The following is a 21401-nucleotide window of genomic DNA, read 5'->3' as shown; positions in this document are numbered from 1 at the left end:
CGGGATTTTCCGGGTTGTCATCGCCTTTGCACAATTGTTGTACACACCGACCTGTTCACGCTAGCATCGGACAAAACAACTACGCAGGTGCCTCCCGTGAACAGTGAAACCAAACGCCCGCTTACCCTTCGTGATGTGTCCGAGGCTTCCGGTGTCTCAGAGATGACGGTGAGCCGGGTTCTGCGTAACAGGGGGGATGTTTCCGACGCCACCCGCACCCGCGTTCTGGCCGCCGCCAAAGAGCTGGGATATGTCCCCAACAAGATCGCGGGCGCGCTGGCATCCAGCCGGGTCAACCTGGTCGCGGTAATCATCCCCTCGCTTTCGAACATGGTATTTCCCGAGGTGATGACCGGCATCAATCAGGTGCTCGAAGATACCGAGTTGCAACCCGTGGTTGGAGTGACGGATTATCTGCCCGAAAAAGAAGAAAAAGTGCTGTACGAGATGCTCTCGTGGCGCCCCTCGGGCGTGATCATTGCAGGGCTGGAACACACCGACGCGGCCCGCGCCATGCTGGATTCAGCGGGCATTCCCGTGGTCGAGATCATGGATACCGACGGCAAACCTGTCGACGCGATGGTGGGGATTTCACACCGCCGGGCCGGGCGCGAGATGGCGCAGGCGATTCTGAAGGCCGGGTATCAGCATATCGGCTTCATGGGTACCAAGATGCCGCTGGATCACCGCGCCCGAAAACGCTTTGAAGGGTTTACCGAAGTGCTGGGCAAACACGGGATCGAGATCGAAGATCGCGAGTTCTATTCCGGCGGCTCTGCCCTGGCCAAAGGGCGCGAGATGACGCAGGCCATGCTTGAACGGTCGCCAGATCTGGATTTCCTGTATTATTCCAACGACATGATCGGCGCTGGTGGTCTGTTGTACCTGCTGGAACAGGGCGTGGATATTCCGGGGCAGATCGGTCTGGCCGGGTTCAACAACGTGGAACTTTTGCAGGGTCTGCCGCGAAAACTGGCGACGATGGATGCCTGTCGTCTGGACATAGGACGTCAGGCCGCACAGATCATCGCTGAACGCCTGAAGGATTCGGAGTCTGAAATCGAGACACGGGTCACCCTGACCCCCAAGATCAGCTATGGCGATACTCTGAAACGACGATGAACGCCCCCCTGAAACGGCTCGACAATCGGACGGCCCGGGCCATTTTCATGGATCGTCACGCTTTGGCCGAACAGCCCGCGGGCGCGGCCAAGGGCGCCGGGCTTCTGGACCTTGTCCAGCGGCTGGGGTTCGTGCAGCTCGACAGCATCAACACGGTTGCCCGCGCCCATGACATGATCCTGTTTTCCCGACGGCCTGCGTATCGCAGCGCCAATCTGAAAAGGCTCTATGAAAGGGAAAAAGCGCTGTTCGAACACTGGACACATGATGCGGCCGTGATCCCGATGTCATTCTATCCGCACTGGCATCTGCGCTTTCAGCGTGATGCGGATCTCTTGAAGGCGCGATGGAAGAACTGGCGGCGGGATGGGTTCGAACAGCAGTTTGAGACTGTCTTGAAACACATCCGCGACCATGGACCAGTGTGTTCGTCAGACGTTGGCAAGGATGAAAAAAAAGGCTCGGGCGGTTGGTGGGACTGGCACCCGTCAAAAACCGCTTTGGAGTTTCTGTGGCGTTCCGGGGCCCTGACCGTCGTGGGCCGAGATGGGTTCAAGAAACGCTATGATCTGACTGAACGTGTGATTGAAACCCGCCTGTGCCCCGGGAACATGGCCTGTGATGCGACGGCGACCGTGGATTGGCTGTGCAACGCAGCGCTGGACCGGTTGGGGTTTGCCACGTCCGGAGAGCTGGCCGCGTTCTGGGATACGGTCAGCGCCGCCGAAGCCAAAAACTGGTGTGCCACGGCGTTGGCTCAGGGAAACATCGAAGAGATCGAAATCACTTGCGCCGATGGACGCCTGCGCAAAACCTTTGCCCGCCCTGATTTGATGGATCGGGCGGCCGACTTGCCGCAACCGCCCGGACGGATCCGAGTGCTCAGCCCGTTTGATCCCATGCTTCGGGACAGAAACCGGGCCGAGCGGCTGTTTGGCTTTCACTATCGCATCGAAGTTTTCGTGCCCGAAGCCAGGCGGACATATGGGTATTACGTCTTCCCTTTGCTTGAAGGTGATCGGTTGATCGGCCGGATCGACATGAAGGCGCATCGCGATCGCGACCTGCTGCATGTCAAGGCACTCTGGCCCGAACGGGGGGTGCGATGGTCCGACGCCCGCAGCCGCCGCCTGAACGCCGAGCTGGAGCGGATACGCCGGCTGGCAGGCGTTGAACAGGTCGAATTCGCAAGGGGTTGGCTGAAAGACCCTAAATAGGGTCTATTCCGCGTCAGTCAGTGTCAGTTTGATCGGTTCCAGCCCGTCAATCTCTCCTGTTATGATGTCGCCGGGCACAACCGGGCCTACGCCGGCCGGTGTACCTGTCAGGATCAGATCGCCGGGGCGCAGATGGTAGAAACCGGAAAGATGGCTGACGATTTCATCGATCTTCCAGATGAGCTCTTCCAAAGTAGCGTCCTGGCGCAGTTCACCGTTCACGCTCAACCGGATGTGTTTGGCATCGTCAGGCGACCAGTTTGTGGCAGGGGTCAGCGGCGCGAAGACTGCTCCGTTTTCGACATCTTTGCCCAGATCCCAAGGACGCTGTTTGTCCCGTTCTTGGAATTGCAGATCGCGGCGGGTCATGTCGAGCGCACAGCCATAGGCATAAACCGCATCCCAAGCCTGCGCGCCGGAGGCGCGAAACACCGGTTTTCCGATTGCCAGCGCCAGCTCCATTTCGTGATGGTAATTCTTCGTCCCCGCCGGGTACGGAACCGTCGCGCCGGACAGGATCGCGTTTGGCGCGGATTTGGTGAAATAGAAGGGCGCATCGCGATCCACCTCATTCCCCATCTCTGCTGCGTGCGCGGCATAGTTTCGCCCGACGCAGAAAATGCGACCGACAGGGTACCCGGCCGTCTCGCCGACGACAGGGATGGTTATGGGATCGGGAAGGGAAAACAGGCTGTTTGACATCGTGGTTCCTGAATTTTTCATCGCTGCCATCTTACGCCTGCCAGAGCTGCCAGCAAGCGGGGAATGCACGCTGGATTTCGCCAGTATCCACGAGTTGTTTCAGCGCGAACCTGCTCAATTCTGACCTGAACGGCCAGTGCCGTTCCAAAGCGGCTTCACATCCGTCTTTATTGATGCACCGGAACTTGGGCAGATCGGAAATTAACTTGGCTCTGGCGCAAGTCGGGCTAGGGTCAGGATTCATAACCAGTAGATGACGAGCGCGGCCAGAGCGATGGCAGAGAGGAAGACCTTTGGGCAACGGTCGTAGCGGGTTGCCACGCGCCGCCAATCCTTCAGCCTGCCGAACATGATCTCGATCCGGTTTCGGCGTTTGTATCGACGCTTATCGTATCTGACGGCTTTCTTGCGCTGCTTTCGTCCAGGGATGCAGGCGCGTATCCCTTTGTCTTGCAACGCTTCCCGGAACCAATCGGCATCGTAACCGCGATCCCCGAGCAGCCAGTCGACCTTTGGCAGGCTGCTGAGCAACGCCCGCGCACCGATGTAGTCGCTGACCTGACCGGCGGTGACGAACAGGTTGAGTGGGCGGCCTTGGCTATCGCAGATGGCGTGCAGTTTGGTGTTCATGCCGCCTTTGGTTCGACCGATCAGGCGCCCACGCCCCCCTTTTTCGCGGCCAGACTGGTCGCTGTTCGATGGGCCTTGAGGTAGGTCGCGTCGATCATCACGGTCTTCTGTTCGCCGTGTTCGGCGGCCAGACCCGCCATCATCCGCGCAAAGATGCCTTTCTCGCTCCAGCGCTTCCAGCGGCTGTAGAGCGTCTTGTGCGGACCATAGGCGGCAGGAGCGTCACGCCAGCGCAAACCATTGCGATTGATGAAGATAATCCCACTCAGGACGCGCTTGTCATCGACACGTGGCTTGCCGTGCGACTTCGGGAAAAAAGGGGTAAGCTTGGCCATCTGCTCATCGCTCAGCCAGTAAAGGTCGCTCATATCACCGCTCCGTTTTTGGGGCCGTGAATCACGTCATGCGCGGGAAATCAATGCGTCCTGACCCTAGGTTTTGAATTGGAATTGCAGGGTGCATCCATCTTGAGGGGTGCGAAGGCAGCAAAACACCGCGCATGCGGGTACATTCGGCCAGTATGACGCAAAGTCATCCCTTGCGGGACCGGTTTTCGTTCGGCAATTGCCCAAGTCTGTTTCGGAGAGCATGGGTGCAAGGCCTTTCCCCCAAAGGCCAAATAGCCCTAATCAGAGCCACATTTCCGGCTCGCCATATACTCCGATGCGCAGGCCGGACCGTCAGGCAAGGCGTGACGCAACCGGCCTCAGGCCAGGCCTAACCCAAATCCAAGTCTGGCCACCCCGTCGGAGATCGCCCCTAGAATCTCCGGCGGGGTCCTGGCAGATGACACAAGTGTTTTGCGACCGGCATCAGGTATCCAGGTCGTTCAACTCGTTCAGAAGGTCCAGCAACAGTTCGTGTTTTTCCGGCCCCAGGCGGGACCGAATGCGTTCCGCCTGCGCCATGCTGGCGGGCTGATTGGCGTGAATGATCTGAACGCCACGCTCGCCGATCTCGACAATCTGGCGACGCCGGTCCGCTGGATGGCATCGTCGGGAGATCAGGCCGCGATGCTCCAACTTCTGCAATATCCGTGTCAGGCTTGGCAACAATAGACAGGCGCGTTCGGCAATATGCGTGGGCTCCTGCGGGCCTTCTTCATTCAAAACCCGCAATACGCGCCACTGCTGTTCGGTGACACCGGCGTCGGCCAGCATTGCTCGGATGGGTCCCATAACCTTTTCCCGCGCCCGCAAAAGCGCAATAGGCAAAGATCGCGACGTCAGTGGGAGGTCGTCGGTCATGCCAAAATTATCGCCGAAATCCGTGATTTACGCAAGGGAACCCTCAGTTTTCGGTTTGAAGCAAAAGAACCGCCGGAATGTCGCCACCCTTGCGTGACGCGCCCTTGCCGCCGTCGATCCGATGACGCCATATTGCATTAAAACTGGACAATTTCGTGCCACGGAAGAAGATGAGGAAACGGCCACTTTCGCGACTACGTCGCGCCGAAGGTTTTGCAACAAAAGGAAACAATATGGCTGCGCAGCAGAACGCGTTCAAACAGGCTCTAAAAAAGGGAGAAATGCAGATCGGGTGCTGGATGAGCTTTGCGGAGCCCGCAGCGGCCGAGATGATGGGAACCGCGGGCTTTGATTGGCTGGTAATCGATGGAGAGCATGCCCCTAACGATATCCGGTCGATCCGGGACCAGCTTCTGGCCCTTGAAGCAAGCAATTCTCATGCGGTTGTGAGGGTCCCCGTGGGTGAGACTTGGCTGATCAAGATGGTTCTGGATGCGGGTGCTCAGACCATTCTGGTTCCGATCGTGGAAAGCGCCGCGCAGGCGCAAGAGCTGGTTCGGGCCTGCCGCTATCCCCCCGCCGGTGTCCGCGGCGTGGGCGCGATGGCATCGCGGGCGACGATGTACGGATCGGTCGGAGATTATATTCAGACCGCAGATAAGGAGATTTGCCTGTTGTTGCAGGTTGAAACCCGCGCCGGAATGGCTGCTCTGGACGACATTCTGGAGGTTGACGGCGTGGATGGCGTATTCATTGGCCCTGCCGATCTGTCGACCGATATGGGCCATCAGGGCAACAGTGCGGCGCCCGAGGTGCGAGCGGTTATCGGCGATGCACTGACCCGGATCAAGGCCGCAGGCAAAGCGCCGGGCATTCTGGCCACAAATGACGAGGCCCGTCAGGCATATCTGGATATGGGCGCACAGTTTTTGGCGGTTGGCATTGATGTGATGCTGCTGACGCAAACGGCACGTGATCTCGCCGCACGATGGAAAGCCGACTAACCGCTCAACGGACCATGGCCGCTGCGGCTTGGGCGTATCCGCCCGAGGCACCGTCGACGAAATGCACATGATCGTCCCGTGTGGCCGACGGGACGAAACAGGTCATCATCGCCTCGTCCTGCACGTGCAGACCGTATCGGATTTTGCCGCGCCCGCGCGCTTCTTTCAGCAAGTGTTCGATCTGTCGCAAAGTGGCCGGGTCACAATCCAACGTCATCTTCAGGCCGTCATCGAACTTGCGGAAATCGGCATTGCTGCTGACCATCGTCCTGTAGTGTTCGGGTTCGAACTGTCCCAGCTTCTTGCGTGTTTTGAACAATATCGCGATCAGCAGGTTCTGAAACAGAAGAACGAGCTTGTGCAGAAACAAATTCCGCCCGTTGCGCGAAACATGCGCATCAATGTCGAGGCCGGGGGGCGGCCACGTCATGGGCGGACCATTTACAGGCACCGGATGACCTGCGCGCTCCAGCTCTTCTGACGCGGACAGAACCGATTGCGCAAGGTCGGCAAAGTCGCGTTCAGTTGCCGACGCAGTGGGTTCAACGACCAGTGACACGATCTGACCGTGCCGCGCCGGGCTGTTTGACCATCTGCATGACAGGCCTGTCAGGTCCGGCTGCGCACCCGGTTCGGCAGGCGCGATCATGTGATGGCCCGCTTTCATCTCTGCCTCGGCCCAGGCCAAGCCTCCGCCCGAGAACATGGCATAATCCACCCCGGAAGAGGGCGCAAAACGAGCGACGCGCAAGTCCCTGCCTGCTTTTCGGATATCCGCCACCGACACCAGCGCCGCACGCAACGGCATGGAAAACTCTTCTTCCGCCCAGCGCCGCATGGCTGACAGAGTATCCCGCGCTGCTTCAATTTCGCTGGGGGGGATCGCAAACGCCGCCCCGTCGCCGCCAAAGACATAGGGAAACAACTTGCCGTCCATCGCGTTTATCATCGCCGAGATTACGGCAGCCCCAACGGTGTTGACGGTTTTGTATCGTCCCCGCGCGATCTCGCCGGTTGAATCGACAATGTCGGCGACCCCCAGAAACCAGTCGTCGGGCACCGGCGAAAACTGCGCCGGGTCTGCCAGGCGGGTGAAATCCCGCAACAGGGGCAGGTTTTCATAAAATGCAGAATGGAGGTCTTTCATTTTCCCCCTCGAAATCAGACTTCTGACAATGATAGCCGGAATGCGGCCCAAGTCCTGCTACTGAAACATAGTACACATGCTTGTGCGTTGCATCATTGCGTGCCAAGCATTCCCTTCGGATGAGCGGAAAAGAGGCGGGATATGCAGGCGGGTTTGGTGGTTTTGTGCCTGGGCTATGTGCTCAGCCAGTTTTTCCGTGCATTTCTGGCTGTGCTCAGCCTGGATCTTGAACGCGACATCGGCGCCACACCCGAAGATCTGGCCTTTGCGTCGGGCCTTTGGTTTCTTGTGTTCGCTGCAATGCAAATCCCGGTTGGCTGGGCGCTGGACAAGGTTGGGCCCAGGCTGACCGCAGCCGCGCTTCTTCTGGTTGGTGGTGCAGGAGGATCCGCGATTTTTGCGGTCGCGACCTCACCGTTGCATGTCAGCGTTGCCATGGGCCTGATCGGCGTCGGGTGCTCTCCGGTTCTGATGGCATCCTATTTCATCTTTGCCCGCGAATACCCGCCCGCGAAATTCGCGACACTGGCCGCCGTCATGCTGGGCGTCGGCTCGGTGGGCAATCTCGTGGCCTCCTATCCGACTGCGCTTGCTGTCGAATGGATGGGATGGCGCGCCACCATGGTTGGGCTGGCCGTGATATCTGCCGCGATTGCTTTGGGTATTTGGCTGAGCCTGCGTGATCCCGCGAAGGTTGATACGGAACACAAGGGTACGCTGCTGGACCTGTTGAAAGAGCCTGCACTGTGGCTGATCATGCCCTTGATGCTGGTGGCCTATGCGCCCTCTGCCGCGCTGCGCGGGCTATGGGCCGGGCCGTATCTGAACGATGTCTTCGGGCTCAGCACCACCCAGATCGGCACCGCGACACTGGTCATGGGGTCTGCGATGATTGTCGGTACCTTTGTCTACGGACCGCTGGATCGCGTATTTGGCACTCGGAAGTGGGTTATCTTCACAGGCAACGTGCTGGGCGTGGTGGCGCTGACCCTGCTTTGCGTGTGGATTGACCATGCCACATGGCTGTCCGTTCTGCTGTTGGCCGTCATTGGGTTCACCGGGGCCAGCTTTCCGGTCATCATGGCCCATGGGCGGGCCTTCGTCCCCCCCCATCTGGTGGGCCGAGGCGTGACCCTGTTGAACCTTTTCGGGATCGGAGGGGTCGGCATTGCCCAATTTGTCACCGGGCGCATTCATGCCGCCACCGCTGAGATCGGGACAACCGCGCCCTACACCGCGATATTCGGGTTTTTTGCGGTAACCCTTGCCATCGGTTGCGTGATTTATCTATTCAGCCGGGATAATGTGGATTGAAGCAATTGCGGAGCAAGCCGTGCAGGAAATCGAGGTTATAGCGCCGAACCTGAAACACAGCCTCTCCGGCGTCACCACAACCGTCATCCGCCTGCTGCCGATCCAGAAGCATATGATCGGGATCGTTGCCACGGGACCCGGCCTGCCGGATGATCTGCCCCACATCCGATTGATCAAAGTTCCATTCCTTTCGAACAGGACGCCCCGGGTGTGGCATGCGCGGCGCAATACCGAAATGCTGATGGGTCTGTTTCTGAAACATGTGCTGCGACGCAATCTGAAACTGCTGTTCACTTCGGCTGCGCAACGAAATCATTCGGGGTTCACCAAGTGGCTGATCTCGAAGATGGATGCGCTGATCGCCACAACGCCGCAAGCGGCGTCGTTTCTGGAACATCCCGCAACCGTCATCATGCACGGTGTGAACACCGAACTGTTTCACCCGGCCGTGGACAAAACCGCCCTGCGGCAGAAACTGGGGCTGCCAGAAGGGACCTTGATCGGGTGTTTCGGGCGCATTCGACCTCAGAAAGGCGTCGATCTGCTGGTGGATGCGGCGATCGAGGTTCTGCCGAACCATCCCGACGCCAGCATCATATTCACCGGGCGCGCCACCAAAGAATTTGAAGCGTTCCAACGGGAACAGGAGGCCAAACTCAAAGCTGCCGGTCTGTCGGACCGGTTGCACTTCCTGGGCGAGCGTCCCTGGGAGGAGATCGTTGAAACCTACCGCGCCCTTGACCTGTTCGTGGCCCCGGCCCGTCACGAAGGGTTCGGCCTCACACCGCTTGAGGCGATGGCTTCCGGCGTGCCTGCAATCGCCTGCCACGGGGTTGGCGCGTTCAGCGCCCAGATCGAGGACGGGGAAACCGGCCGCTTGATCGAAAAGGACAACGCCGGGGCACTGGCCGAAGCACTGGATCAGATGTTGAGCGATCCGGACAAGCTGGTGCAATCCGGTCAGGCCGCAAGACAGCGTGTCGAGCAGCATTTTCGAATCGAAGGTGAGGCCGAGGCCATCGTGCGGGTCTATCGGTCTTTGCTGAACACAGGCGAAAACGCGCATTCGGGTTAAAATCGACGTCAATTCGGCCAATTCACCCGTGATAGCCCTTTTTTCTTCGCTGCAACGCGGCTATGAACGCGCGTCCTTAACATTGGAGACATGAAATGGGCTATCGCGTCGTTGTCGCCGGCGCCACGGGTAACGTGGGCCGCGAAATGCTGAACATCCTGGCGGAACGCCAGTTCCCGGTCGATGAACTTGCCGTGCTGGCAAGCCGTCGTTCGCTGGGGACCGAGGTGAGCTTTGGCGACAAGACACTGACCACCCAGGACATCGACACCTTCGACTTCACCGGCTGGGACATGGCCCTGTTCGCCATCGGCTCGGACGCAACCAAGACCTATGCCCCCAAGGCGGCTGCGGCTGGCTGTGTGGTGATCGACAACTCGTCGCTGTATCGCTATGACCCGGACATTCCGCTGATCGTGCCGGAATGTAACCCTCAGGCGATCCACGACTACAAGAACAAGAACATCATCGCCAACCCGAACTGCTCGACCGCGCAGATGGTGGTGGCACTCAAGCCGCTGCATGACCGCGCCAAGATCAAGCGCGTCGTGGTCTCGACCTACCAGTCGGTGTCGGGCGCCGGTAAAGAAGGCATGGACGAGCTTTGGGATCAGACCAAGGCGATCTACAACCCGACAACGGACGTGCCGCCGAACAAGTTTCAGAAGCAGATCGCCTTCAACGTCATCCCGCAGATCGACGTCTTCATGGAAGACGGCTCGACCAAGGAAGAATGGAAGATGGTCGTCGAGACCAAGAAGATCGTCGACCCGTCGATCAAGGTTACCGCGACCTGCGTCCGCGTGCCGGTTTTCGTCGGCCATTCCGAGGCCGTGAACATCGAGTTCGAAGAGTTTCTGGACGAAGACGAAGCCCGCGACATCCTGCGCGAAGCGCCGGGCATCATGGTGATCGACAAACGCGAAGCGGGTGGCTACGTGTCACCGATCGAATGCGCGGGCGATTTCGCCACGTTCATCAGCCGTATCCGCCAGGATTCGACCATCGAGAACGGTCTGAACCTGTGGTGCGTCAGCGATAACCTGCGCAAGGGCGCCGCCCTGAACGCGGTGCAGATCGCGGAACTTCTGGGCCGCGAGGTTCTGAAAAAGGGCTGACATCCCGATTTTCGCCAAAGCCTGAAAACCAGAAAACCCGCTGATTTTTCAGCGGGTTTTTTGATAAGTGCCAGGTTTGCGGGCTGGACGACCGTCGTGCGAATTCAACGGTCGTTTATCCAATTGCTCATGCTCTTGAGAACACGTTGATGGAACTCGCCTTGCGCATCCTCTGCCGCAGACCCTTGGACCCATTCCAAATCCAAATTCAGTGCACCTACAGCTACGATTTTGCGCGCAACTTCGGGCGGGGTGGTTTCGTCAGCCGTTCCGTTCTTCCAATCGTGAAAGGCTGATGAGTATCGAACGACCGCTTTGCTGGCCGGCAGATCGAGCAACCCGCCCTCTGCAAAGAACGTTAAGCCATCACCCATCTCCTCTCCAATGAGTGTGAGCCTGTTTCCCAATCGATGTTTGAGGATGGCTACAAACACGATCGCTGCGGAAAACGTGAATTTATCGACAAGCACAACAATCTGCTTGATTGCACTTTCCGAGATTGCGTCGATCAAGGGCATCGTTAGAAGAAAGTCGCCCCCCGTGTTTCCGCGAACGTCGATCAAGAGCGGTTTGTTCGAGCAGGCGCGCACGCGTTCCCCAGCGGCTGAGATGCCTGCAAGCAGCGCAGTTTCGTTCGGATCGAAGAAGCTTGGCAACGCAATTGATAGCCCAAGGTCCTGCCAGTTCTTTATCTCTACAAAAGCCTCGGGCTGCCAGGTGGGATCATCCTTGCCGTGCTCGTTTCTGGGGTACAGCGCGGATCCGGGAACGGTGTGTCCATTGGCCACTTTCAGGTTCGTTATCTGTCCATTTTCGTCCCGCAGACGATACTCGGTCGTTCCGCTGTCTGACGCAAAACCCAAACGTGCCAGAGCGTACGGCCAAGCCAAAAGAATCGGTCCGATGACCCGTTTCCTTTGGTGCCTTCCCGCCAGAAACTGCTCAGCAGCGGCTTCAATCCGGCTCAGATCTGCGCCATTGACCGCTATCAGCTCTCCTCGAGGTGCGGTTATCTCTGGTGCCGCGCCGATGAGTTGCACGGAACGCCCTACGGTCACGAACCTCAGCGGCAGCACCTCGATCGCATCGTTCGGGATCAGCCGTGTGTGCCCATTGTCGGGAAGTGCCAATAGACGCATCGCTGACATCAGGAAGGCTTCGATGGAGCCCTCCAAAGCGTGTCGCCGGGTTTCACAAATACAGCTGTCCATCACGGCCCTTTCGATCCTCCGAAAACTGGGATCGGTTGGCAGCACAGTTTCCAAAATTTGGTTCAGATCTTCCGTGAGCGACATGTTTCACGGTGCGCATAGCCGCTCGTCAATGTCCAGATTGGGCTCAAGAGAGGACTATCAACACCCAAATCGGATTCGCTCTCAGTCTCGTCTGCCAGTCAAACTTCACCTCTACTTGTAACTTCGAAAGAAACCTGTGCAGCCGCACAGTCTTGCGCGCGTTGAAAATCGCCAAGCTGTTGACAAAACCAGACACGCTTGCCACCTAAAACTGAACCTTGTTCGTGGCGGATGCCGGAAGTCCGGAAAAAATACTGCCCGGTGCAAGGCGGAAGAGGCAGGGCATGCACATTTCGACCAGACGCAGGATTGCCAAGTCCCTGACCATCGGATGCACATGCGTTCTGATGGCACTGATCGTCATCGGCTTTACGGGGCAGGTCTTTGCCGTAGGAGATTCAATCGCTCTGCTCCGTCCTCAGGCTGGTGTTCTGCTTCTGGCCTGCGCCGTGATACTTCTTTTCATGCGTGCCAGATTTCTTGCATTGACCACCTTGGTCTTTGCCGGGGCGGCCATTGGATCCATCGCCGCCAGCGTTGCCGCGCCCTCGGACGATTGCAACGGATCCTGCCTGACGCTGTACCAGAAGAACCTCATGAGCAAAGCCTGGCCCCGGTATTCACTGGCCGAAGACATCATTGAGTCCAATGCACAGATCGTGACGTTGCAGGAAGTCTCCAGCCACAATCGCAAGTACATGAGCAACCTGTTCGAGCATTACCCCGAAAAGGCGATCTGTGAATTCCGCCCTGAACAAAACGTCGCTATCCTGACGACCTTGCCGATCGTCGAGAACTCCGAATTCTGTCTGCAAGGTTATGGGCTTGTGGGGTTACAGGTCAAAGCGCCCGGCGGTGATTTGATCTGGGTCGTATCAGTTCATCTGAACTGGCCATTTCCTTACGACCAGTCCAGGCAAAGCCAGGTGATTGCCGACCGCATCAGCCAACTTGAAGGGCCGGTTCTGATTGCCGGGGATTTCAACATGGTGCCTTGGGGCGAAAGCGTCAGACGGATCGGAGCGGCCGCAAACAACCAGAGCTTTGGAACCGTCCTGAACACCCACAACCTCGGCAGTTGGAAAATCCCATTGCCGATAGACAACCTTTTGTTCCCCAAAGGCACAACCGGAACGGTAGAACTGCGCCCCTTCATGGGATCCGATCACCTGGGAAAGCTTGCCCGGTTTCGACTGGGCTAGGACTTCGGTCAAGAACACCGCCGCATGCTTCCATACAAACAAGCGGCCTAGCCTTGGGTTTCAACCAGTTCCTTCAGATTTGTCAGACCACGTTCATAGTCCTCGCCCACCCATGTATCCATCATCACCCCCATCCAGCGGGAGATAGGGTTGAGACCCAGATCCGAGTCAAACCCCCAGGTCACTCTGGTTCCCGCCCCGTCAGGCTCGAGGATGAAGGACGCTGCGGCAGTACCCATCGGACCAAAATCAAGCGCCGTTCTGACCCGTTGGTTTTCCACGCTCTCGACGATTTTCTGTGATCCCGTGCCGACCTGCGGGTGATCCGACGCCCAGTTCAGAGTGTTCCCGACCCCGGCGACAGGGCCGGAATAGGTCAGTTTGGTTTCGGGATCGCGGTGCAGCCACGGAGACCACTTTTCGGTTTCCTGCATCGAATTCACGTAAGGAAAGATGGCTTTTGGCGGCGCATCGATCGCAATGCTACGCGAAACTTCTGCCTTTCCTGGCAACAGATAGGAAGCCGCGACCAGAACCAGAATGCAAACGACCAATCCTGCGAAGATGCGCTTGATGACTTTCATGGTAGGCTCCGATCTTCAGATGCAATGAGTGAAGTATACCAAAAACGGCCCTGAATCAGAGCCGCTATCTGTATCGTTTCGGATTTGCCGATGTGTTGTCGTCAGACCGGGACGAACTTTTTTTGGTAAGGGTCATAGCTTTCAAGCCCGCCTGCACCGATATCCGTCCACAAGCCGTGCAAGCTCAGCGCGCCTTGATCAACGGCTGACGAGACGAAGGGGAAGGTCATCAGGTTTTCCAGTGATGCGACGACCGATTGACGTTCGAACTGTCGTGCCTGTTCGACACTGTCTTCGATATCCGCGACCAGTTCGTATTTCGGCTTGAGAATATCCATCCAGCGACCAACAAAACTGTCCTTGGCATCCAGCTGCGGCGCCTGCCCCTTGCACATGTCGATACAGCCCTGCACGCCGCCGCATTGCGAATGCCCCAGCACGATCAAATGAGCGACCTTGAGCGCCGTTACGGCATATTCGATGGCGGCGCTGGTGCCATGGTGGTCCCCGTCCGGAGCATAGGGCGGCACCAGGTTGGCGATATTGCGGTGAATAAAGAAATCGCCCTGATCAGCGCCGAACATGGATGTGACGTGAACCCGGCTGTCGCAGCAGGATATGACCATGGCACGGGGGCGTTGCCCTTCATCGGCAAGACGGCGATACCAGACCTGGTTTTCCGAATATGTCGTGGCCTTCCATCCGTGATACCGTTTTACAAGGTAGCTCGGCAGAGGTTTGGCAAAGTCCATCTCAATGTCCCCGTTCTTGTCGCTGACGGATGATCTAAACCGAATTCAAAGAAAATTCGAGCCATTATCCAGTTTCCCTGCAAGGTTTTGCAAAGGAATTTTCTGCCAGGATCAAGACCGCGCCGTGGGGGCGTTTGAATTAGGGTGAATGTGGTGGAAAAGATTATCACGCTTGAACACAAGGAATCCGTCCGTCTGGACTCGGATCAGCTGAGCGGGCTGTACCGGCAACTTGGCGACAAAAACGCGCTGGACGTTCTGTGTCGCACGGTCGAAGAGCTTGCCGTGCGCCTGTCGAACTGCGAACGCTACTGGCGTCAGCGCGAATGGGCGGACCTGCGCAAATGCGCCAGGTCGCTGGTCGCAATATCCGAACAGATCGGGATGACGGCCCTGGCCCGGGTGGCGGGTGACGTGGCCCACACCGTCGATGCCGGTGACGCCGTTGCGGCGGGCGCGACGCTTGGGCGTTTGATCCGCGTGGGCGAACGATCGTTGACCGCCGTCTGGGACCAGCAGGACCTTTCCGTCTGACAGGGGTTGCGGGCAGATCATGCGCGGCTAGTCTGTGCGCAGAAACCATCAGCCGAGACGCCCATGACCCTGTCCTTCGCCCCATCCTCTGACCCGTCCATACCGCTTCATGTGATTGCGCAGCCGGATTTGGACAATTGGTTGCAGGATCAGCCGGATACCGTCCGGGCCTGGGTTGCCGCAAACGGGTTTACAGGTGCGATGGGGCAGACCCTGCTGGTGCCAGGCGCGCATGGCGCGGTTGAAATTGTGCTGGCCGGGTATGGAACAGAAGACAAGCGCGCGCGAAAAAGGTTCCCATTGGCCGCCGCAGCCATGACGCTGCCTAAAGGAACCTATCATATCGTGTCCGGCATTCCCGCCGATCGGCTGGAGATGGAGTGTTTGGGCTGGTTGATGACAGGCTACGCCTTTGATCGCTACGCGTCTCAATCCGCTGGAACCGCGGCGTTGATTGCGCCCGAAGGTGTCGATGCCAACCGTATCGAAGCCATGGCCAATGCCGAAGTTCTGACCCGCGATCTGGTGAATACGCCGGCCTCGGATATGGGGCCTGAGCAGTTGCAGCAGGCGGCCGAGGCTCTGGCCGGCGAATTCGGTGCCGCGTGCAGCGTGATCATCGGCAAGGCCCTGCTGGATCAGAATTTTCCCATGATCCACACTGTAGGACGCGCCGCCGAACAAGCCCCCCGGCTGATCGAGCTGAACTGGGGCAGCAGCGGCCCCAAGCTGACTCTGGTCGGCAAAGGTGTATGTTTCGATACGGGCGGATTGAACCTGAAACCAGGCGCATCCATGGGTCTGATGAAGAAAGACATGGGTGGCGCGGCCAATGTGTTGGGGTTGGCGCGGATGATCATGCAGCTGGGTTTACCCCTGCATTTGAAGGTCTTGATACCGGCGGTCGAAAACGCGCTTGCCGGAAATGCCTTCCGCCCAGGGGACATCCTGACCTCTCGCAAGGGACTGACGGTCGAGATCAACAATACGGATGCCGAAGGGCGTCTGGTGCTTGCTGACGCGCTGGCGCTGGCGGCTGAAGGAGAGCCCGATCTGGTGATCTCGATGGCGACGCTGACCGGGGCCGCCCGTGTGGCGGTGGGCCCCGATCTGGCACCGTTCTACACCGATGATCAGCACTGCGCGTCTGCCCTGTCGCATGCCGCAGAAGCTTCGGCTGATCCGGTTTGGCGCATGCCGTTCCACACGCCGTATGAAGCGATGATTGAACCCGGTATCGCCGATCTGGATAACGCGCCGTCGGGCGGGTTTGCCGGGTCGATCACAGCCGCCCTGTTTCTGCGCAGGTTCGTCGGCGCACAACGCTACATCCATTTCGACATCTATTCCTGGCAGCCCAGTAAAGAGCCCGGTCGCACCAAGGGCGGTCTGGGTCAGGGGCCACGTGCCGTTTTGGCGGCCTTGCCAGAGATATTGGGACTGTGACACGCCACCGCATATCCGCACCCGTTGTCGATTTGCTGCGCAGCCCAGACGGACCACGCGACCGGCAATTGTTGTTCGGTGATACGGTTCGGATCGAGGAAACAAAGTCAGGGTGGAACAGGGTCATCGCAGACAAAGACGGGTATACCGGCTGGTTGCGAACGGATCAGCTGACGGCGGATACGCCTGCGACCCATTGGATCACGGCGCCTGCAACGCATGCCTACCAGGAAGCGGATTTCAAAAGCCGCGATCTGGTGTCGCTGAGTTTCGGAAGCAGAATCCAAGCCAGGACCGAGACGGACCGGTTTGTTGAAACCGAATTGGGGTATATCCCAAAGGTACACACGGCGCCGATGACCGCAAAGCCTGACGACCCGGTCGAAGTGGCCAAGCTGTTTCTGGGCACACCCTATTTATGGGGCGGCAACAGCCGGTTCGGCATCGATTGTTCCGGGTTGGTGCAGGCAGGGCTTTTGGCTTGCGGCCTGCCTTGCCCCGGCGACAGCGGCGATCAGGAGCGCGCTTTGGGCAATACCGTGATCGAAGGGACCCCTGCGCAACGGGGTGATCTGTTGTTCTGGAAAGGGCATGTGGCCTGGGTTTCGGGCGACAACATGTTGCTGCATGCGAACGCCGGCCATATGGCGGTGGTATTCGAGCCAATGGATCAGGCGATCCACCGCATAATGGATCAGGGTGACGGGCCTGTGACAGCCCACAAAAGGCTCTAATCCGGGTTTACGGCCCGGATCAGCTTGCGCTCCAATACCCGCAGGACTGCTCGCAGATCATGGCCGCGCTTCAGGATGCGGCCATCCATACCTATGACGGAATACATTCCCTGTCTCGACCGCAGGCGCGGATGCTTTTCGACTCGGTAGATCGGGTGTTCCGCGGTGCGCCGGAAGATCGAGAACACCGCCATGTCGCGCAGGTTGGAAATACCATAGTCGCGCCATTCCCCGGCGGCGACCATCCGACCGTAAACGGATAGGATTTGAGACATCTCATGCCGGTCGAAAGCCACGGGCATCTGCGCTGCGCTTGCCGAGAACCGGCTGGGAGGCTGCATATTCATACCTTCAGCCTTGCCGGAATTCGTGTTTGAATCAAGCCTGATGCGCTGTTGTCTTACAATTACGACACAAGTGTTACCGTCGGCCGACCTGACGGCAGATCAGGATTACAGGCAGCAGACCTACGGCCAGAATGACCAGCGAAGGCACAGCTGCGCCCTCCAATCTCTCGTCCGAGGCCAATCGATATGCCTGCACCGCCAACGTGTCGAAATTGAACGGGCGCATGATCAGCGTGGCCGGAAGCTCCTTCATCACGTCAACGAACACGATCAGCAGAGCCGTCAACAGAGACGGGGTCAGAATGGGCAGGTGAACACGCCGCAGTGTTCCCAACGGCGTCTGACCAAGTGAGCGGGCTGCGGCATCCATATTGGCGTGCACCGTGCTTTGGCCACCCTCATAAGCGCTGAGCGCAGCAGCCAGGAACCGCACCATGTAGGCAGCGACCAGCAGCCAGATCGAACCTGTAACCAACAGCCCCGTGGACACGTCGAAGGTCTGCCGCATCCACACATCCAGCGCGTTGTCAAAGCTCGCGAAGGGGACGATCAAACCAACCGCGATGACACCACCGGGCACGGCATATCCCAGACGCGCCATATAGGCGGTCGCAGACGAGGCGCGCCCCGGTCTCAGGCGTTGAAAGAACCCGACGCTGATCGCCGCAAAAACGGTGATGACCGCCGCCGTACCAGCAAGGATCAGAGAATTCTGAATGAAATCGATATAGCGCTGCGACAGCAGGTTCTGTTCGGATTCCAGGCCCATCTCGACCAAAATGATGACGGGCAGCAAAAATCCGAAAAGAACAGGTATCGCGCAAAGCAGGAATGCGCCACAGGCCCGCAGGCCCGTCAGATTTGCCGCCGGTTGCGCCACATGCTGTTTCCCGGCCTGATAGTATTTTGCCTTGCCGCGTTGGGTGCGCTCGGCCACGGCCATGATCAGGGCAAAGACCAGCAGGCACAGCGCAAGTTGTGCAGCCGCCGCTCGGTCGGCCATGGAAAACCAGCTTGTGTAGATCCCGGTGGCAAAGGTCTGCACGCCGAAATACGACACGGTTCCGAAATCAGCGATGGTCTCCATGACGGCCAGCAGAACGCCGCCTGCAATGGCAGGCCGCGCCATTGGCAGTGACACGCGCCGAAACGCCAGCCATGGATTGTTGCCCAGCGCCCGCGCCGCCAGGAACGCGGTTGCGCTTTGTTGCAGGAACGCAGCCCGCGCAAGAAGATAGACATAAGGGTAAAGCACCAGGATCAACATGACCGCCGCACCCTCGGTCGAGCGGATTTCCGGGAACCAGTAGTCGCGCGGGCCCCAACCGGTTACATCACGCAGCGTGCTTTGAACGATGCCTGGGTGATCCAGAATGAAGGTGTAGGCATAGGCAAGAACATAGGCCGGAAAGGCCAGCGGAAGGACCAGTGCGATCTCTAGAAACCGCACTCCGGGAAAACGGGTCATCGTTACCAGCCAGGCCGCCCCGGTGCCGATACTGAACGTGCCCGCCGCGACCAACACCACCAGAATCAGGGTCGTCACGATATAGCCGGGCAGCACCGTCTCCATCAGGTGCGAAATCGTGTCCGTTCCCCCGGTCACAGCCGCCAGGACCACGGCGATCATGGGCAACAGACACGCGGCAGCCACGACATAGGCGATCCCCGCCAGCAGTCGGGTACCACGCACACCTCGATTGCGCGATCCATTCTGTGAAAACTCGATTTCGGCCATCATCCCGGCTTGTGATTGGCAAAGGCGAAGGGTCCGCCTTTAATCGACCAAAAAGCTCGGAAACACCAGTGCATCGGTCAACAAATCTGCGGCGCAAACTGCCGCAGACTTGAAAAAGGCCATTATTCGTAGACGCGCTGATCCTCGATCACCACCCCGTCCCGGGGAAGGGATCCGGGGGCCACGACCTCGATCGCGCCCTTCAGCTTCAACACCTCGGCCACCGACTTGGCGTATGCCGGGTCGTCACCGCGCGGGCTTTCAATCCGGACTGTCATCGTGTCCATCTCACCCTGACGGGCTGCGATAACGCGGGCTTTGACGATTTCCTCGTGTTTGTCGACCAGGGCCGCTACCTGTTCCGGGCGTACGAACATCCCCTTGATCTTGGTGGTCTGGTCGGCGCGCCCCATCCAGCCTTTGATCCGGGTATTGGTCCGGCCACAGGGTGAGACACCCGGCATGACGGCCGAAAGATCTCCGGTCGCAAAGCGGATCAACGGGTAATCCGGGTTGAGAGAGGTCACGACAACCTCGCCCACTTCGCCCGGCGCTACCGGTGTACCGGTTCCGGGCGTCACGATTTCGACGATCACGTGTTCGTCGATGATCATCCCCTCCATCGCAGCGCTTTCATAGGCGATGTTACCCAGATCCGCCGTCGCATAGCATTGCAGGCACGAAATACCGCGATCCGCATATTCCTGACGCAGGGACGGGAACAGAGCACCACCACCAACGGCGGCCTTGGAGAAATTCAGCGAAACGCCCATCTCGTCGGCCTTGTCCAGGATGACTTTCAGATAATCAGGCGTGCCCGCATAGGCGGTGCAACCAACGTCACGCGCGGCTGTCACCTGCAATTCGGTCTGCCCGGTTCCCGCCGGCAGAACGGCAGCACCAACAGCGCGGGCACCGTTTTCAAAGATCATGCCTGCCGGTGTCAGGTGATAGCCAAAGCAGTTCTGGACGATATCACCAGCTGCAACACCAGCGGCATGCAGGAACCGGCCCATGCGCCACCAGTCGTGATCGGTACTGCCCGGTTCATAGATCGGCCCGGGGGACTGGAACACGTGATGGAAGTGGCGCGCGGGCTTCACGGTGAACCCACCAAAAGGGGGGCGCTCTGCCTGCGCGCGGATCAGGTCCGATTTGCGCAGCACCGGCAACATCGGCAAATCATCTGCCGAAACCACCTTTTTAGTGTCTGATTCAGAAAAATGTGCAGCAAACCCGGGGGCCGAAGCCGCACGCTTGATCTGCTCTACCAGCGCTGCGGCCTGATCCGAAGCGCGTTCGTCCGCCGAGCGTGTTTCGAGTGCGTCGAAAAAGGTCATCGCCATATCCTCCATCCGCTCACAGCCACCTCTTGCGGCGGCGATAGGACCGCACGTCGCGAAAGCTTTTGCGGCCTTCGTCAGACATACCAAGGTAGAATTCCTTGACATCCGGGTTCTCGCGCAGTTCGGCGGCCGGGCCATCCATCACAACGCGCCCGGATTCCAGAATGTACCCGTAATGCGCAAACCGCAGGGCGACGTTTGTGTTCTGCTCGGCCAACAGGAAGGACACGCCCTCTTTCTCGTTGAGGTCCTTCACGATGCCGAAAATCTCTTCGACCAACTGCGGCGCGAGCCCCATCGAAGGTTCGTCCAGCAGGATCGTCTCGGGGCGCGACATCAATGCCCGGCCCATGGCAACCATCTGCTGCTCTCCACCCGACGTATAGCCGGCCTGCGAGCGGCGGCGTTCTTTCAGGCGGGGAAAGTAATTGTAGACCAGTTCCAGATCCCGCTGGATCGCCGCACTGCCGTCCTTGCGGGTATAGGCACCCGTCAGCAGGTTTTCTTCGACCGTCAGGTGTTCGAAACAATGACGGCCTTCCATCACCTGAATCACGCCTTTTTCCACCAAAACGGCGGGGTCGCTTTCGTGTACGTTCTGGCCACGATACTTGATCGTGCCTTTCGTGACCTCGCCGCGTTCCGAATGCAGCAGGTTCGACACTGCCTTGAGCGTGGTCGTCTTGCCCGCGCCATTGCCCCCCAGCAAGGCCGTGATACCGCCCTTGGGCACAGTCAGGCTTACGCCCTTCAGCACGAGGATCACATGGTTGTAGATCACTTCAATATTGTTGACCTCAAGCAGGGTTTCCGCCTGCACGTCAGTGGTTTGTGCCGCATCCAGCAT

At 58.8% G+C, this 21401-nt stretch carries 21 protein-coding genes; 10 read left to right on the top strand and 11 right to left on the bottom strand.

The window, feature by feature from the left end:
• Positions 1–96: 96 nt before the first annotated feature.
• The gene (locus NOR97_RS15840) at positions 97–1122 is read left to right on the top strand and encodes a LacI family DNA-binding transcriptional regulator (protein WP_257599778.1); all 1026 of its coding nucleotides are present in this window, start codon (positions 97–99) and stop codon (positions 1120–1122) included.
• Positions 1119–2339 (top strand): winged helix-turn-helix domain-containing protein, encoded by a 1221-nt coding sequence (locus NOR97_RS15835; protein WP_257599777.1) that lies wholly within the window; start codon positions 1119–1121, stop codon positions 2337–2339. The genes NOR97_RS15840 and NOR97_RS15835 overlap by 4 nt, the downstream gene beginning before the upstream one ends.
• Positions 2340–2342: 3 nt before the next feature.
• Here NOR97_RS15835 and NOR97_RS15830 read toward each other — a convergent pair whose 3' ends face one another.
• From NOR97_RS15830 to hpaR, 3 genes are all read right to left on the bottom strand, one after another.
• The gene (locus NOR97_RS15830) at positions 2343–3041 is read right to left on the bottom strand and encodes a fumarylacetoacetate hydrolase family protein (RefSeq protein WP_257599776.1); all 699 of its coding nucleotides are present in this window, start codon (positions 3039–3041) and stop codon (positions 2343–2345) included.
• A gap of 240 nt (positions 3042–3281) precedes the next feature.
• Positions 3282–4039, bottom strand: a protein-coding gene (locus tag NOR97_RS15825) for an IS5 family transposase (protein ID WP_257599340.1) whose coding sequence is annotated in 2 segments (ribosomal slippage) — positions 3282–3715 and positions 3715–4039 — 759 coding nt in all. Because the reading frame shifts where the segments join, the coding sequence is not laid out codon by codon here.
• A 444-nt stretch (positions 4040–4483) separates the two neighbouring features.
• Complete coding sequence (gene hpaR / locus NOR97_RS15820; RefSeq protein WP_170345758.1) at positions 4484–4918, bottom strand: homoprotocatechuate degradation operon regulator HpaR; 435 nt, start codon at positions 4916–4918, stop codon at positions 4484–4486.
• Between the two features lie 233 nt (positions 4919–5151).
• Here hpaR and NOR97_RS15815 point away from each other — a divergent pair, with 233 nt between their 5' ends.
• Positions 5152–5922, top strand: coding sequence for an HpcH/HpaI aldolase/citrate lyase family protein (locus NOR97_RS15815; RefSeq protein ID WP_257599775.1), 771 nt, complete (start codon positions 5152–5154; stop codon positions 5920–5922).
• 4 nt (positions 5923–5926) lie between these two features.
• Here the strand turns inward: NOR97_RS15815 and NOR97_RS15810 are convergent, their stop codons facing one another.
• Entirely contained in the window at positions 5927–7069 is a 1143-nt protein-coding gene (locus tag NOR97_RS15810) for a DUF3095 domain-containing protein (protein ID WP_171635484.1), read from the bottom strand.
• Positions 7070–7210: 141 nt separating this feature from the next.
• On the opposite strand from NOR97_RS15810, the gene NOR97_RS15805 reads away from it, so the two are divergent.
• The 3 genes from NOR97_RS15805 (at position 7211) to NOR97_RS15795 (ending at position 10576) form a co-directional block, all read left to right on the top strand.
• On the top strand, positions 7211–8383 hold the full coding sequence (locus tag NOR97_RS15805) for an MFS transporter (RefSeq protein WP_257599774.1): 1173 nt from the start codon (positions 7211–7213) through the stop codon (positions 8381–8383).
• Between the two features lie 19 nt (positions 8384–8402).
• Complete coding sequence (locus NOR97_RS15800; RefSeq protein WP_257599773.1) at positions 8403–9458, top strand: glycosyltransferase family 4 protein; 1056 nt, start codon at positions 8403–8405, stop codon at positions 9456–9458.
• Between the two features lie 95 nt (positions 9459–9553).
• The gene (locus NOR97_RS15795) at positions 9554–10576 is read left to right on the top strand and encodes an aspartate-semialdehyde dehydrogenase (RefSeq protein ID WP_257599772.1); all 1023 of its coding nucleotides are present in this window, start codon (positions 9554–9556) and stop codon (positions 10574–10576) included.
• 104 nt (positions 10577–10680) lie between these two features.
• Here the strand turns inward: NOR97_RS15795 and NOR97_RS15790 are convergent, their stop codons facing one another.
• Positions 10681–11871, bottom strand: coding sequence for a peptidase S41 (locus NOR97_RS15790; protein WP_257599771.1), 1191 nt, complete (start codon positions 11869–11871; stop codon positions 10681–10683).
• 284 nt (positions 11872–12155) lie between these two features.
• Between NOR97_RS15790 and NOR97_RS15785 the strand changes: the two genes are divergently transcribed.
• Positions 12156–13073, top strand: a complete 918-nt coding sequence (locus NOR97_RS15785) for an endonuclease/exonuclease/phosphatase family protein (RefSeq protein ID WP_257599770.1) — start codon at positions 12156–12158, stop codon at positions 13071–13073.
• A gap of 47 nt (positions 13074–13120) precedes the next feature.
• Here the strand turns inward: NOR97_RS15785 and NOR97_RS15780 are convergent, their stop codons facing one another.
• Positions 13121–13657, bottom strand: a complete 537-nt coding sequence (locus NOR97_RS15780) for an SRPBCC family protein (RefSeq protein ID WP_257599769.1) — start codon at positions 13655–13657, stop codon at positions 13121–13123.
• A gap of 101 nt (positions 13658–13758) precedes the next feature.
• Positions 13759–14409: a carbonic anhydrase gene (locus NOR97_RS15775; protein ID WP_257599768.1), complete on the bottom strand. Its 651-nt coding sequence runs from the start codon at positions 14407–14409 to the stop codon at positions 13759–13761.
• A 144-nt stretch (positions 14410–14553) separates the two neighbouring features.
• Here NOR97_RS15775 and NOR97_RS15770 point away from each other — a divergent pair, with 144 nt between their 5' ends.
• The 3 genes from NOR97_RS15770 (at position 14554) to NOR97_RS15760 (ending at position 17123) form a co-directional block, all read left to right on the top strand.
• Positions 14554–14943 carry a hypothetical protein gene (locus tag NOR97_RS15770; protein ID WP_170345768.1) on the top strand — a complete coding sequence of 130 codons (390 nt, stop codon included), beginning with the start codon at positions 14554–14556 and terminating at the stop codon, positions 14941–14943.
• Between the two features lie 63 nt (positions 14944–15006).
• On the top strand, positions 15007–16389 hold the full coding sequence (locus NOR97_RS15765) for a M17 family metallopeptidase (protein WP_257599767.1): 1383 nt from the start codon (positions 15007–15009) through the stop codon (positions 16387–16389).
• Positions 16386–17123, top strand: coding sequence for a C40 family peptidase (locus tag NOR97_RS15760; protein WP_257599766.1), 738 nt, complete (start codon positions 16386–16388; stop codon positions 17121–17123). The genes NOR97_RS15765 and NOR97_RS15760 overlap by 4 nt, the downstream gene beginning before the upstream one ends.
• Here the strand turns inward: NOR97_RS15760 and NOR97_RS15755 are convergent.
• From NOR97_RS15755 to NOR97_RS15740, 4 genes are all read right to left on the bottom strand, one after another.
• A complete protein-coding gene (locus tag NOR97_RS15755; protein WP_117871396.1) occupies positions 17120–17470 on the bottom strand; it encodes a DUF2794 domain-containing protein in 351 nt (116 codons plus the stop codon). The genes NOR97_RS15760 and NOR97_RS15755 overlap by 4 nt on opposite strands.
• Before the next feature lie 73 nt (positions 17471–17543).
• Complete coding sequence (locus NOR97_RS15750; protein ID WP_170345771.1) at positions 17544–19208, bottom strand: iron ABC transporter permease; 1665 nt, start codon at positions 19206–19208, stop codon at positions 17544–17546.
• Between the two features lie 122 nt (positions 19209–19330).
• Entirely contained in the window at positions 19331–20548 is a 1218-nt protein-coding gene (locus NOR97_RS15745; RefSeq protein ID WP_257599765.1) for a phenylacetate--CoA ligase family protein, read from the bottom strand.
• A gap of 19 nt (positions 20549–20567) precedes the next feature.
• Entirely contained in the window at positions 20568–21401 is an 834-nt protein-coding gene (locus NOR97_RS15740) for an ABC transporter ATP-binding protein (protein ID WP_257599764.1), read from the bottom strand.

This window comes from Ruegeria sp. YS9, assembly GCF_024628725.1.
In the GTDB taxonomy this organism is placed as follows: domain Bacteria; phylum Pseudomonadota; class Alphaproteobacteria; order Rhodobacterales; family Rhodobacteraceae; genus Ruegeria; species Ruegeria atlantica_C.
The sequence above is the reverse complement of the archived record's forward strand: the minus strand, read 5'-3'. Positions and strand labels throughout refer to the sequence as shown.